This window comes from Bradyrhizobium sp. (assembly GCF_019244115.1).
Lineage (GTDB): Bacteria > Pseudomonadota > Alphaproteobacteria > Rhizobiales > Xanthobacteraceae > Bradyrhizobium.
Window position 1 is genome coordinate 14,871 of the sequence record NZ_JAFATE010000533.1, and the last position, 14,137, is coordinate 29,007.

Genomic DNA, 14,137 nt, shown 5'->3' on the forward strand with positions numbered 1-14,137 from the left:
CAGCGTCGTCTCAGGAGGGACCGCGCGCAAACCTTTCTATTTGTACGCCACGCTACGACCGCAGAGGTCTCGCTGAAGCCATGAGGGATCCGATGCGCTAAGGCGCCCCAGTAAAGGGGTGGCGATGACGAAGAAGTTTAGTGTCCGGCTGTCCGAGGAAGCCGCAGCGCAGCTTGCTGAGCTCGCTAAGCGCGATGGTTTGAGCAGGGCCGCCATCGTGAGGCAGGCGCTTGCAAGTCTGCCTGAACAGGACGTCGCGAGAGGCAAGGGGGTGTCGTCATCGCAAGCCGTCGATGCGCTCGACAATCGGCTCGAGCGCATCGAACTAGGCCTGAAGACGCTGACTGAGATAACCGCACTCCATGCCCGCTACTACCTCGCTATGACGCCGTATCTTGACGCGACACAGAATCGTGCGGCGCGTCAGCGCGGCCAAGAGCGTTTTGAGGTCTTTGCACAACAGGTGAAGCGACGCGACGACCAAGATGCTCCGCTTGTTGACGAGACGATCGGCCGCGTTCGCGCAAAGCAGGATGCAATTGCAGAGATCCCGACGAAGATGGAAGCCGCGCTCGGCCTCACCTCCGAGAGCTCGGAGGAGCTATCTCGTCGTTCTTCGCTCACCGGCAGCGGAGAACTCAGGATATCCGCTGCAGCCGAGGAGGGCGGCAGCAATAGCAGTTTCGCGGCAAACCGAGCGCCGCTCCCTGATTTCCTCCTTCGAAACTCCGAAATCCCGCGTCAGGGGTCAGCGAACCGGCTCGCGGCCGGTCCAAACATTGGAAGGTCTCGAGGCTCGATGGAGAGCCCGATCAAGGGCTGGTGTCTAATCGCCTCGGTCTTTCTTCCGTTTACGCTCGGCTGCTACCTGACGTTTCTGTTTCGGTCGATCAACGGGCTAATCTCCAGTCAACTCAAATCTGATATGGGCCTCGGTGCGGCTGATTTGGGGCTCGTGACCTCGGTCTACTTCCTAATCCTGGCGGCGGCCCAGGTCCCCATTGGCTCTTTGTTGGATCGCTTCGGTCCGCGACGAATCCAAGGGGGACTCTTGCTGGTCGCGGCATTGGGGGCGGCCCTTTTCGCAAAATCGACGGGATTTGGCTCACTTCTGATTGCCCGCTCGTTGATCGGTCTTGGAGTTGCGGCTGCCCTGACCGCCGGACTAAAGGCCATTACCCTCTGGTTTCCGCGGGAACGCGTCGCTCTAGTGAACGGATACATGATCATGTTCGGCGGGCTCGGGGCAGTGAGCGCGACAATTCCCGCAGATCGGCTGTTGGAGCAGGTCGACTGGCGTGGAATGTTTGAACTGCTCGCGGCAGTAACAGCTGCGGTCGCGATCCTTATCTTCCTTGTCGTACCCGAACGTCAAAGGCCGCCTCAGGGAGCGGCAACCCCGCTCGGTCTGAAGGCTATCTTCGGGAACGCGCGCTTCGTCAGGCTTGCCCCGTTGTCGGCGACATGCATCGGATCAGCCTGGTCAATGCAGGGGTTGTGGGCAGCTCCCTGCCTTGGGGACGTGGAAGGTTTCGATCGAGAAACCATCCTCACCTACTTGTTTGCCATGGGGGTGGTGCTGAGCATCGCGGGGTGGCTATTTGGCAAGCTGGCACATGGTTTATCCCGGCAGAGTGCAGGACTTGAAAAGGTGCTGGCCGTGATCGCGACCCTGTTCGTCGCCGCCCAGCTCGCACTGATCCTACGGCTGCCCGTGCCGTTGCCGTTTTCCTGGGGCGTTGTTGCCGCGATCGGTGCGGCTCCAGTCATAAGCTTCGCTATCATCGGAAACTACTTCCCGCTCGAAGTTTCTGCGCGTGCCAACGGCGCGTTGAATACGCTGCATTTCGCCTGGGCGTTTGTGGCCCAATACGTAACGGGTCTCGTTCTGGAGCAGTGGCCACAAGTGCACGGCCATTATCCGACGATCGCCTATCAGACAGCGTTCGGGATTTGCGTGGCAATTCAACTGGCCGCTTTGATTTGGTTCGTTGTGCCGAGACCTAGACACGAGGTCGGCCCCTTGATGAGGGGCTCTCGTCGTGAGTTTCGCAGCGGCTCTGTTCTGGTGGGCGCAGTCGAGCCAACCTGTCGTCATGAGATGATCATCGTGGAGTCCGATTTGAGGTCGGGCATAGAGTCGTGAAAGAGGCCCTTTGCATCTTGAGTTTGCGCGCCGACTAAACCTGCACGCTCGCCGTCCTTTATGGACGCCAAAATAGGCGCTTACCGCCAATCGTTCGTGAAATTTCGCGGCAGACCTTGCCGCTATCCAGTAGTACGGCCCGGCCCCGTACATGTGACGCCCTCGCAGCCTGGGTTCCTGTTTGCTCGACGACTATGCTTGATGACTTTCAATCCATAAAGCGTCCAACGCGGCGATTCTACTTCCGAAAGACCCCTGCCGAACTTCCTTTCGAGCTGCCACTCCTCCCGCTTGGCCGCCGCAAAAGTCACTGTCTATGTGTATCGACCTTGGCGCCTTCTACTACGAGGTCAGCGCGCGTTAGACCACCGGGACGGTCTAACGCGCGGTTCTAGCGCTGATGACCTAGGCCAATGCCCAATACGCGTGCCTTCTGCCTCAGTGAACCTTCGGACCTCTTCATCAGTTTCGAAACTCTTGCCACCGGGGTTCGGGCCTTTGTGCCTTGAGGAGCTTGACATCCTCTTTGGTGTACTCCCTTCTGCGCGCGGTTCTTGCCTTCTTTGCCATTTCGTCTCTCCAACTTTTCTAATGCGGCGCGTGATAGCACAACGAAATCGTGCTTCAAGCGAATGTATGTGTACAGGTTGACGCCGGTCAGGCGCCTGTGGCCGACCAGACTCGCAGCAGAAACGAGCGTGACTTCGGTGCTGGACTACTTGCAGGCGTCGTGGTTCTTCGCCAGCTCCGATTCCGGTACCGCCTGCTATGCTTGGCTTGGCATGCACAATGATCGCTGCTGCCAGGTCGAGTGCCTTCCGGTACCGGGTGATGATGAGCGCGGTCTATTCGAGCAGCCCCGCATTTCGCAGCCCCCGATCAACAGCTTCTCATTTCATTGCCCGCGGCGAGCGATCCTGCGGATATTGTAGATGCGGGATCGGTCTCAAGCACACGCACCGCCTGCTGAAGAGTGTCGCAAGTGGCGGCAATTGCCCTCCGACTCAGGAATTGCGCCGAGGGCAAGAGGCATCTGCGCCTGCAGGCAGCTGGACGGCACGATGCTGCCGCACGAGCTTGGTTCGGCCGAAGCCGGGATACCTTCCGGGCAACGTGTGCTGCAGCAATTGCGGTGGCGCTTCGCTCGGTATGGTGATTGGATCCATATAATACCTGCCCGCCGGGCGACCAAGCAGGACTTGATCCAAAGCATGGCTGCGCGCTTCGCATGATGCCAGGGCTTAAATCGGCTTCAGCCAACCCGTGATCGACTGGCGCACAGCCTACACACGTCCAGCGTGGACTGAAGGCCACCGAGCGGCCCCCATGAGCCGTATCGCTACCGAGTGGCGTACACAATACCGAGACCGATGGCGGTGAGCAGCCCGAGGCTGACGAGCCAACGTTCATATTTCTCCACCAATTGCAGAAATTGATGCCCCCACAACGCCACGAGTGCCGCAACGATGGCAAAGTGCAGGGTACGTCCGATCAGAGTCGCGAATGTGAAGGTCACAAGACTCATAGATGCAACGCCCGCGCCGATCGCGATGAACTTGAACGGGATCGGCGTGAAGCTCTTGGCAATGATGATCCAGACCCCCCAATGTTCGACGAGCCTCTGGTACCGGTGAAAATTCTCGGCCTGCCCATAGATGTCGACCACGGTTTGCCCAAGCGCGGCCCAGGCGAAATGACCGATGCCATAGCCCACGAGAGCTCCGACAGATGACGCGATCACGCAAGCGACCGTCATTAAGAAGCCACGGTCTGGCCGCAACAGCAGCATCGGGACGAGCAGGAGATCCGGCAAGACCGGAAGCACGGAACTATCTGCGAACGCGATCAGCGCAAGCAGTGCTACGCCCCATCTGCTGTCTGAGAAGGCCTCGGCCCGGCGCAGCCAGGCTTCGCGGTTCTTGGTGAAAAGGGGCATCTGGTATTCGTCACTTGCTCCACAACGGCCCCATTCGTCGTAGCTGCGACGCGAGCATGACTCCAGCTTCATCGGATCAGTATTTCGTGACGGCCGCTCTCCGCACCTTGTGCGTCGCAACGTCAGACGACTATGGCCGACGTATGGTGGCCGGCGGGGAAACTGTCGTTCTCGCCGATGTGACCTTGGGCGTCTCCGGTGGAAAGGCAATAACGCCTGATGGCGGGCCTCTTAGCGGCATTGGATATAGACGACGTAGTCTGGTTTGCCGGTGATCAATCCGAAAATCTCAGTCTGGAAGACATTGTCGCCGACGACCCGAGTCTTGGGGCAAAATTGCCGGACCATTCGCCTCGCCGAGGAAAGACGGTCGTCCCGGACTTGCGGATTGTAGCGATAGTCGTACGTGTTCGGTACGTGGACGATATAGTCATAGGGTTGGCCGGTCGGCGCTGCTTCGACTCTCGAAGTGCTGTGCGTCTGAGCGCGGGCCGGCCACGGCAGCGTGACGATCGCAACGGTTAGCAGCATTTTTGCTTGATCAAGAGGCATGCGTTCCCCCAAAATGTCGCTTCTGAATCCGCCATCATCTTCCGAACCCGGTTCAGGCGATAGGATCATAATCTGAATCAAAAAGAGCTGAAACAAACAGTCCGTTGAGCTTCGCGGAGCCGACGAAAAACCCCAAGAGAGTGCCGCCAAATGATCAGAAAAACTTGCGCAATCGTCGTTGTCGGAAGCTTGTGGGCTTCGCCGACCCTTGCGCAGGGCGCTGTCGGAGGTCCGAAGAAGGGCATGAGTTATGTTGGTGGCCCTACCGCACAGAACAGCCCAGTCGTGCCGCCCCGGCGCGGCGACACAGCAGTCACACGCCAATCGCCGAAGGCAACAAAACGATAGCTGAAGCGATATTCGACCTCGCGTCTTCGCGAAAGCTGTTAGTAGCCGAGACTACTTTGACGCCTTTTCGATGATCTGAGCGATCGCCGAGACCAAGGCGGCAAGCCCCGCCACCGCGGCCACTCGCGACTGCGTGTCCGATTCGGATATGAAGCTCTGCCCGCCATAGTGAGCGGCGAGCCCCAGTCTGAAAGCCACCCGCAGCGCCAACCCGCTTGCGATGAACGCTGAGGCAAATGCTGTCCAGGAGGCAAAGCTTCGATTCATCGCAAGCCCCACGACAAACCTCGGCGACAAACCTATTGTTGTCAGTAGTCGCCGCTTAATTGAGCGCGGACGCGGTATCAATTATGCGATGAGTGTACTCACACGGATCACCCAAGTACAAAGAAATTTCCAGACAACTGCTCTTTGGAGTGATGCCGACGGGCAGGGCGGTGGATAATGCGCGTCGTTGTAAGGTCAGTGTAAGCTTCTGCTCGTTTGGTAAGCGTGGCGTAAGCTTCGCTAATTAACATTGTCCTTAAAGCGAAGACGTCCTTGCTCGCCGGTGAGCGGGCGATTATGCAGCTTTGTCTGCTGAAGGCTTTCGGTTTGCGTTCGTTCCTCTTTGCTTCGTTCCGAGTTTCGCGAATTGCTCAGCAGGAATCACTCGTGGCGGCGACCTGATCGTGCATTAGGGCATTCGAATGAGGCTATTCCGGGATTACCCGCGCGCCTGGGGTGTGCTGGCTATCGTGTGTGCGATCGCCGGCGTTTTCCTCGTCTGGACCAAACTGGTTGTCGTCCCTGGGGCGTCAGAGACTACGAGCGGTATTCGATCGCCGTCTGCCGGTTCGGGGCAGTCTGCAGAAAATGATATCCCGTTCGTTGAACTCTCGGAGAGGCAGGCTGTTTCGATCAAGGTCGGACCAGTTCAGACGCGCGAATTCGAGGTCTATAAGACCTCGATCGGCGCCATCGATTTCAACGAAAACATGCTCGTTCAGGTTTTCTCGCAGTATCCGGGAAAAATTCTTAGGGCCTTCTACAATGTGGGCGACGACATCAAGCAAGGCGATGTCCTCTTCACGATCGACAGCCCCGATCTTCTGCAGGCCGAGTCGTCGCTATTGGCGAGTGCGGGCGTGCTCGAATTGCAGAAGAAGGTTCTGGCGCGTGCGACCGGCCTGCTGAAGGCGGGCGGCAGCGCTCAGAAGGACGTCGATCAGGCAACCTCCGATGAGCAGACCGCGGAAGGTAACTTCAAGTCGGCCAAGAACGCCGTGCGCATCTTCGGCAAGTCGGATGCCGAAATCGAGCAGATCCTGAGCGATCGGAAGATCGACTCGACGCTCGTGGTACCCAGCCCAATCAGTGGAAGGGTGGTCACCCGCAATGCCGCACCGGGATTCCTGACCCAGCCGGGCACAGCGCCCGCGCCGTTCTCGATAGCCGACATTTCGACCATGTGGATGATTGCGAATGTCATCGAGACCGACGCGCCGGCCTACAAGGCTGGTCAGCCGGTCGAGGTCAGGGTGCCGGCCTATCCGGATCGGGTTTTCAAAGGGCATGTCACGACCGTCGGCTCGACTATCGATCCCACCACCCATCGGCAACTGGTTCGCTCGGAGGTCGACGATCCCGAGCATCTGCTACGCTCCGGAATGTATGCAAGCTTCGTGATACGGGTCGGAAATTCCGCACACTCACTCGCGGTACCGGAAGGAGGGGTGGTGCGGGAAGGAGATGGCACCATGACCGTCTGGGTCACGACCGACAGCCGGCGTTTTACGAAGCGGACGGTGCAGATCGGGATTCGGCAGGGCGGTTGGGTTCAGATCCTGGATGGCCTGCAGCCCGGCGAGACCGTCGTGACCGAGGGCGCGGTATTCCTGAGCAACAAGCTGCTGTTGGGCGAAGCAGGTTGAATGCAATCGGCGCGTAGCACCAACCAACCAAGACTCCGCGGGGCCACTTGATAAAGTCAATCCTTGAGTTCGGACTCACGCGCAGTGCGATCATTGTGCTCGGCCTGCTGGTATTCTGCGCGGCCGGACTGGTCGCGTTTACCAAATTGAACGTTGAGGCCTATCCCAATCCCGCTCCCGTCATTCTCGAAATCACCGCGCAGGCTCCGGGCCTCTCCGCGGAGGAGATGGAAAAGTATTATACGATACCCATGGAGGTCGGGCTCTATCCGACGCCCGGCGTGGTCAATATCCGCTCGACCTCGTTCTATGGTTTGTCCTTTGTCCGGGTCACTTTCAAATACGGGATCGACTATTACTTTGCGCTGACGCAGGCCTCGATTAGCCTGCAACAGAACGTGACCCTGCCGGGCAACCTGGTGCCGACCATTCAGGCATCGAGCCTGGTCGGCGAGATCTATCGCTACCAGCTCGTCGGACCGCCGCATTTCGGATTGACCAACCTGCGCACGCTGCAGGACTACGTCGTCACGCGCCGCCTGCTCACCATTCCCGGCGTGGCGCAGATCAACAGCTGGGGCGGCACTACCAAGCAGTTCAACGTCAACGCCGACCTCGGAAAGCTCGAGGCCTACAATATTACGATTCCTCAGCTCATCTCCGCGATCGGCAACGCCAATACCAATGTTGGCGGCCGAGAGATCTCGATCGGACAGCAGTCGGTCAATATACGAGGTGTCGGCCTGATTGACAGCGGCGGCGCCGACGATGTCACCAACGGCTATCACGTTCAGGACATCGAAAACATTGTCCTGACCCAGTCCGGCGGTTCACCGATTCAGATCAAGAATGTTGCCAAGGTCTCCGTCGGCTATGTTCCCAGGCTCGGGATCGCGGGCAGGGACCATGATGACGATGTCGTGGCCGCCATCGTGGTGATGCGGCGAACTGAGCACACCAACGACATCATCCCGAAGGTGCAGACTGAGATCCAAAGGCTGAACTCGGACGGAAGCCTGCCGCCGGGTGTAAAAATCGTCCCCTTCTACGATCGCAGCTCGTTGGTCGGGGTGACCACACATACCGTGTTGCACAACCTGATCTTTGGCTGCGTGCTGGTGTTTCTGATCCAGTGGATTTTCTTGGGGGATCTGCGCAGCGCCATCATCGTCAGCGTTAACATCCCGTTCGCGCTGTTCTTTGCCATCATCATCCTGGTCCTGCAGGGAGAGGACGCCAACCTGCTGTCGCTGGGGGCGGTCGACTTCGGCATCATCGTCGACTCCGCCGTAATCATGATGGAGAATGTTTACCGCAACTTCCAATCGCCCGCGGAGCACAGGCGGGCGTTGCTCAATCAACTCTCCGAGGGTTATTGGGGACAGGATCCGACTTCGCCGACCGGACCGCGGCCCGTGGGTCACCGGTGGACGGAGCGGCTTCGTATCATCTTTGCGAGCGCATTGCAGGTCGACAGGGCCGTCTTTTTTACCGCCGCGATCACCGTGACCGCCTTCGTTCCCCTCTTCACGATGCAGGGCGTCGAGGGACAGATCTTCGGCCCGATGGCGCGCACCTACGGCTACGCGCTGTTTGGAGCGCTGCTGGCGACCTTCACCGTCACACCGGTGCTGGCTGCACTCCTACTTCCCGACCAAATTCAGGAGGTCGAGACCATTATCGTGCGGGGCCTGCGCGCTACTTACACGCCGGTGCTGCGCTTTGCGCTCCGTCACGTGAGGCTCGCGGTGCTTATTGGCGCCGCATTTCTGGGAGTAAGCTTTCTGGCCGCCTCGCAGCTCGGCAGCGAGTTCCTGCCCGCGCTTGAGGAAGGCAATTTCTGGATTCGCGCTTCGCTGCCGCCAACGATTTCGCTTGAGGCTGGCACGGAGGCAACCCGCAAGATGCGGGAGATCCTGTTGCGCCATCCCGAGGTGATCACGGTCGTGTCACAGCACGGCCGACCGGACAACGGCAGCGATGCCTCGCCATTCTCCAACGTCGAACTTTTCGCGCCTCTGAAGTCGTTCGACGAGTGGCCCGCTTATCTGACGAAAGAAAAGCTCACCGCACAATTGCAGAAGGAATTCGCCGAGGAGTTGCCGGGCATCGGGTTCAACTTCTCGCAATATATTCAGGACAATGTCGAGGAAGCGCTGTCCGGTGTGAAGGGCGCCAATTCCGTCAAGATTGTCGGACCGAACCTTGAGGTGCTTGAGCGGCTCGGCAAGCAGGTCATGGCCGAGATGGTCAAGGTGCGCGGTGTCGAGGACCTTGGCGTCTTCCACTTGCTGGGACAGCCGAATCTCAACATCAAGGTCGATCGCGAGAAGGCGGCGCGCTACGGTCTCAATGCCGGCGATGTCAATACCGTGGTTCAGGCGGCCATGGGAGGGACCAACGCAACGACGGTGCTCGAAGCCGACAGGCAGTTCGGGGTTGCCGTGAGGCTCGATCCGCAATACCGCAGCAACATCGAGGCCATCAGTGATGTCAAGGTCGCTTATCAGACTCCCTCGGGCACCAATGGCTACATCCCACTGAGCGAGCTTGCCGACATCTCGCTCGATACGGGGGCATCCTTTATCTATCGCGAGCGCAGCCTGCGCTACATTCCGATCAAATTCAGCGTGCGTGGCCGCGACCTCGGCTCGACCGTCTCTGAGGCTCAGGAGCGAGTCGCCCAAGCTATCAAGCTGCCGAATGGCTATCAGATTCTCTGGGCGGGCGAATTCGAGGACCTCCAAACCGCAAAGCAGCGTCTGATCATCGTCATTCCGATCACGCTGCTGCTGATATTGGTTCTCCTGTACGGGCTGTTCAACACGGTACGCGACAGCCTGTTGGCACTTGCTGGCATCCCCTTTGCGATCGGCGGGGGCTTGATCGCGCTATATTTTGCGGGCCTTGCCTTCAGTGTCTCGGCCGCGATTGGCTTCATCTCGCTGTTCGGTGTTGCGGTGATGGATGGCATCCTCAACATCACCTATTTCCGCGAATTGAGAGCGCAGGGTATGGGGGTAGCCGAAGCAGTATTCCGCGGCGCCGAACAGCGGATGCGCCCGATGCTGATGACGGCGCTATCGGCGGGTGTCGGTCTGCTTCCGGCGGCGATCTCGCACGGCATCGGCAGCCAGGTGCAACGGCCGTTGGCGACTGTGGTGGTGGGCGGCATGTTCATCGGGCCGCTGCTGCTGCTCGTTGTTGCGCCCGCGCTACGGCGGATATTCTTAGCACAAGAAACTGCGGAAACATCCGATGACGATGGTGCGCCAAATGGCGAACAGACCTAGGATCGGCATCGGGGCTCCCCGCCAAAACCGTTGTAAGTGGATCGATCTGTTGCGAGGCACCGACCATCGACCGCGATTTGCTGCCTACCGCCTGCTGGTAGGGGGAGTTGCCTTGGCTGTGTCGGGCTGCGTCGGCCCGAACTTCGAGCCGCCGGCTGCGCCTCCGGTCGCTGGTTTCTTGCCCGGCAAAAAACTCCTTCAGCCGGAGGCGGGGTCGGGAGGGCCACGTATCGCGAGCCAGCATTTCATCACAGGCGCGGATGTCTCGGCGCGATGGTGGGCGGCTTTTCGCTCTCCGCCGCTCAATAACTTGGTCAGGGACGCGGTCAATCATAATCCCAACCTGCAGTCCGCTGAGGCCGCGATCAAGGTCGCAAACTTCAATGCACTGGCCCAGCGTGGCCTTTGGGCGCCGCAGGTCACGGGCAATTCGACCTCCTCGCAAATCTTGCAGTCGAATGCCGGCACCGTGTTTGGCGGCGACCTCGGTGCGGTCCCGCAGACCCATTTCTCGCTGGTGACCCATCAGCTCACGGTCAGCTTCGTGCCGGACGTCTGGGGCGCCAATTTCCGCGCGGTTGAGAATCTCGACGCCGTCACCGAGCAGCAACTGTTCCAGCTCGAGGCCGCCTATCTCACGCTGACCAGCAATGTCGTGACCGCAGCGATTCAGGAAGCATCGTTCCGTGGCCAGATCGCCGCCACCGAGCGTATCATCGCGATCGAGCGCCGGCTGCTCGGGATCCTCCAGCGTCAGCACGAGTCCGGTCAGGTCGCTAAGGCGGATGTGCTGGCACAGGAGGCGGCGCTCGCTGCGGCGGAGCAATTGCTGCCGCCGCTGCAGAAACAGCTTGCTCTGCAGCGCGACCTGCTTACGGCCCTGGCCGGACGGTTATCCGCTGATGAAATCACGCAGAAGTTTGAGCTCGCGCGGTTGAAGCTGCCGGCGAACCTGCCGGTCAGCTTGCCAAGCAAGCTGGTGGACCAGCGTCCTGATGTGCGAGCTGCGGAAGCCGCCATGCATTCAGCCAGTGCGCTGGTCGGCGTCGCGATCGCCGCTCGACTCCCGAACTTCCAGCTCTCAGCCAATGGGGGAACGAGCGGGTACAACTTTGCCCAAAGCTTTGCGCCGGGAACCGGTTTCTACACGCTCGCCGCGAGCGTCACTGCGCCGATCTTCGATGGTTTTACCCTTTACAACAAGCAGAAGGCAGCCGAAGCCGCACTGGAGCAGGCCGAGGCGCAGTATCGTACGACCGTCATCACCGCATTCCAGAATGTTGCGGACGCATTGCGCGGTTTGCAGGCCGACGCGCATGCCGTGAAGGCGGCCGTGCACGCGGAGGAGACAGCCAAGGCCAGCCTCGACATTGTCGAGAAGCAGTTGAACGAGGGTCAGGTCAATCAGCTGGCGGTGCTCAACGCGCAACAGACGTATCTAACAGCCTCGGTGATTCGCGTGCAGACCGAAGCCAATCGGCTCGCCGACACGGCTGCCCTGTTCATGGCGCTCGGTGGCGGCTGGCCGGCCACCTGCATGACGCCAGTCTGGCGCGAATGTGCGATGGGCGAGGCCACGCTTGCCAATCCGAATTAGGCGTCGGTTTTTGCCGATCTTACCAGATGACCACCGCGCAAAGAATTGGCAGCGGCAGGATAACAAAGCCGAGGTAGAGCCAGGTCCGATAACCAGCATCATCCTTGGGCAGGATGAAGAGGTGAACAAACAGCCAGCCGCAGACAACGGTCCCCAGCACGACCCGGACAAAGTCGCTCGGCGTCTCCCACAGGGACCAGAGGTGTTCGAGCTGAGGACTGGAGACGCGCGCGGTGATCGCGATGAGAATGGCGATGAAAATCGTCCGAACCGCCAATCCCCCGAACCAAATGCCTCTGGAGACCTTTACACCAGGGACCCTCGTCTTCACAGTGCTCAAGGCAAGTCACCCCGGAAAATCGTGTGCTATTACCGCACGTGGAAAAGATAGCTACGCTGCTTTGCCGGGGCAAGGCTTGGCCCGACGCAGTCCAGCGGGACGCCCCATTGCGGCAACGGCTCGAGGCTTTGGGCTCGAAACGCACGCAAACGCTTTAAACGACACTCATTTGAGCTAAACTTTCCCGCAGAGAATCAAATAGACGGCCGGCCGCCAAGCGCTGATCCGGCAACGAGGCCGCTGATTCCCGAATGAACGGATGGATGCCATGAAGAGCGCTGCCGTTGCGACGATCCTGCTCCTAACAATGACTGGCGCTGCCGATGCTGGACAGGCAAGCAAGCGCGATGCAGGCTCCTGTCTGGTCGAGGTGCTCCGCTCCGAGGAATTGCCGATCGGACCGTTATTTCACCACACGATCAAGGCGACCTTATTGGTGACGCCGCCTGACATGCCACCCTTCGAAAGGACCGTGTACAAGGTGATCACCTGGCAAGAGCCACCGCCACGGCAGGGTCAACGCATGCGGATCGACTGCGACCCGGCCGCGCTCAGTTCTTTCTCGCTCTTTTGAGCAGGGCGACGTGGGCTTTCCGCTGAATTGACATCCGTCTGGCCGGCATCAGAGTGTGGATCGGAACAACCGGCAGCGATCTCGGCCAGTTACCGCAGAACGCTTAGTCACGCCGGGTAAGATGACCTCTGGTTCGACGATATGCGACAGTGTCGGGCAATATTCGGGGTGGTCACGCCACCTCGTGTGAGCCAGATCCGTGCACCCTGCATTTTTGATGACCCATTGCCTTCCGACCACCGAATAATCGAGCTGTATTTCGGACATCTCGTTTGCATGCATGCAATCCGTTCATAGTCTCTGCTGGGCGAGTTGATGAACACACTTGCAACAGTCTTACAAGGGTCGTGTCAAGAACAGCGTATTGAGCGGCTTTAAGCGCGACCTCGAGCGTGCACACTTGATCAGTGAGAACTGACAGACGGGCCAAGCCTCGGTATTCGCGATCACTCAATCATCACATCTACCATAGTAGTTTCTGGTTAGAGCCTGTTGCGATCAAAGCGGATTGTACCCGCAATGACGGACATAGTTGGCACATTCTTCGGGGGTGAAGAGGTTCAGGGTGCGGCCGATGAGGTCCCAGAGGCATCGCTGGCTTCGGCTTGGCGCAACAGTTCTTTGAGTTTGGCGAAGGCCATCTCGATCGGATTGAGATCCGGGCTGTAGGGCGGCAGGAACAGGAGGCGTGCGCCGGCGCCGGTGATAAGGCGCGCCGCCTCTTCGTTCTTATGGCTCGACAAATTGTCGAGGATCACCGTGTCGCCCTCGCGCAGAACGGGGACGAGGATTTGCTCCACATAGGCGAGGAACCACGCGGCGTTGATCGGCCCGTCGAGCACAAAAGGCGCAATCAGCCCCTTGCAGGTAAGGCCCGCCAGAAACGTCGTCGTCTTCCAATGACCGTTCGGGGCATGGCCGATGGCGCGTGTGCCGACGTCGGACCAGGCGTAACGACGCGTCATTGCGGTGGTCGTCCAAGTCTCGTCGAGGAAAATCAGTCGGCCGCCGAGACTGGTCTGCGCCTGCCGCCACGCCTCCCGGCCCTCAGCGACGTCGGGACGATCCTGCTCGCTGGCATGCACGGTTTTTTTTGAAGCTGATCCCCTCGGCGGCGTAGAAGCGCGACAACATCGACTTGTCGACTTCCACGCCGTGCGTGCGAAGCAGACGCTCGGCGATCGCATCGAGCGTCAGATCGTTCTCCTTACGCCGCAATTCCAGCAGCCAGTCCCGATGCGGCTTCAGCACAGAACGCCGATCCCCGCCGGTCGGCAAAGCCGTCGTGCGGCGCGTCTCCTCGAACGTTTTCACCCAACGGATCGCGCTTGCGATCCCGACCCGGAAAATCCGCGCCGCCTCGTTCCGCGAAAGACCGTCCTCAACAACGGCCTTGACCACCCGAACGCGAAGAGCCTCCCCATGCGCCATCCCTGCC

At 59.6% G+C, this 14,137-nt stretch carries 11 protein-coding genes; 5 read left to right on the forward strand and 6 right to left on the reverse strand.

Features of this window, described 5'->3' with window-relative positions:
- The first annotated feature begins 124 nt into the window (after positions 1-124).
- Positions 125-2,146 (forward strand): MFS transporter, encoded by a 2,022-nt coding sequence (locus JOZ76_RS23540; protein WP_291702397.1) that lies wholly within the window; start codon positions 125-127, stop codon positions 2,144-2,146.
- A 1,339-nt stretch (positions 2,147-3,485) separates the two neighbouring features.
- On the opposite strand, the gene JOZ76_RS23545 is transcribed toward JOZ76_RS23540, so the two are convergent.
- The 3 genes from JOZ76_RS23545 to JOZ76_RS23555 all read right to left on the reverse strand — a co-directional run bounded on the left by JOZ76_RS23545 (position 3,486) and on the right by JOZ76_RS23555 (position 5,180).
- Positions 3,486-4,154: a YqaA family protein gene (locus JOZ76_RS23545; protein WP_291702399.1), complete on the reverse strand. Its 669-nt coding sequence runs from the start codon at positions 4,152-4,154 to the stop codon at positions 3,486-3,488.
- A gap of 159 nt (positions 4,155-4,313) precedes the next feature.
- Positions 4,314-4,703, reverse strand: coding sequence for a hypothetical protein (locus tag JOZ76_RS23550; protein WP_291702400.1), 390 nt, complete (start codon positions 4,701-4,703; stop codon positions 4,314-4,316).
- A gap of 330 nt (positions 4,704-5,033) precedes the next feature.
- The gene (locus JOZ76_RS23555) at positions 5,034-5,180 is read right to left on the reverse strand and encodes a hypothetical protein (protein ID WP_291702401.1); all 147 of its coding nucleotides are present in this window, start codon (positions 5,178-5,180) and stop codon (positions 5,034-5,036) included.
- Positions 5,181-5,671: 491 nt separating this feature from the next.
- Here JOZ76_RS23555 and JOZ76_RS23560 point away from each other — a divergent pair, with 491 nt between their 5' ends.
- From JOZ76_RS23560 to JOZ76_RS23570, 3 genes are read left to right on the forward strand one after another with little or no spacing between them, the layout of a single operon-like run.
- Positions 5,672-6,895 (forward strand): efflux RND transporter periplasmic adaptor subunit, encoded by a 1,224-nt coding sequence (locus JOZ76_RS23560; RefSeq protein WP_291702403.1) that lies wholly within the window; start codon positions 5,672-5,674, stop codon positions 6,893-6,895.
- A gap of 47 nt (positions 6,896-6,942) precedes the next feature.
- On the forward strand, positions 6,943-10,188 hold the full coding sequence (locus JOZ76_RS23565; RefSeq protein WP_291702405.1) for an efflux RND transporter permease subunit: 3,246 nt from the start codon (positions 6,943-6,945) through the stop codon (positions 10,186-10,188).
- On the forward strand, positions 10,172-11,785 hold the full coding sequence (locus JOZ76_RS23570; protein WP_291702406.1) for an efflux transporter outer membrane subunit: 1,614 nt from the start codon (positions 10,172-10,174) through the stop codon (positions 11,783-11,785). Before JOZ76_RS23565 ends, JOZ76_RS23570 begins: the two co-directional genes overlap by 17 nt.
- A gap of 19 nt (positions 11,786-11,804) precedes the next feature.
- Here the strand turns inward: JOZ76_RS23570 and JOZ76_RS23575 are convergent, their stop codons facing one another.
- The gene (locus JOZ76_RS23575) at positions 11,805-12,062 is read right to left on the reverse strand and encodes a hypothetical protein (RefSeq protein WP_291702408.1); all 258 of its coding nucleotides are present in this window, start codon (positions 12,060-12,062) and stop codon (positions 11,805-11,807) included.
- Positions 12,063-12,393: 331 nt separating this feature from the next.
- Between JOZ76_RS23575 and JOZ76_RS23580 the strand changes: the two genes are divergently transcribed.
- The gene (locus tag JOZ76_RS23580) at positions 12,394-12,699 is read left to right on the forward strand and encodes a hypothetical protein (RefSeq protein ID WP_291702410.1); all 306 of its coding nucleotides are present in this window, start codon (positions 12,394-12,396) and stop codon (positions 12,697-12,699) included.
- Between the two features lie 560 nt (positions 12,700-13,259).
- Here JOZ76_RS23580 and JOZ76_RS38595 read toward each other — a convergent pair.
- Both JOZ76_RS38595 and JOZ76_RS38600 read right to left on the reverse strand, forming a co-directional pair.
- Entirely contained in the window at positions 13,260-13,784 is a 525-nt protein-coding gene (locus JOZ76_RS38595; protein ID WP_441300079.1) for an IS630 family transposase, read from the reverse strand.
- Positions 13,747-14,137 (reverse strand): IS630 transposase-related protein (locus JOZ76_RS38600; protein ID WP_441300080.1); only part of this gene is annotated, 391 nt, incomplete at its 5' end. The genes JOZ76_RS38600 and JOZ76_RS38595, both read right to left, overlap by 38 nt.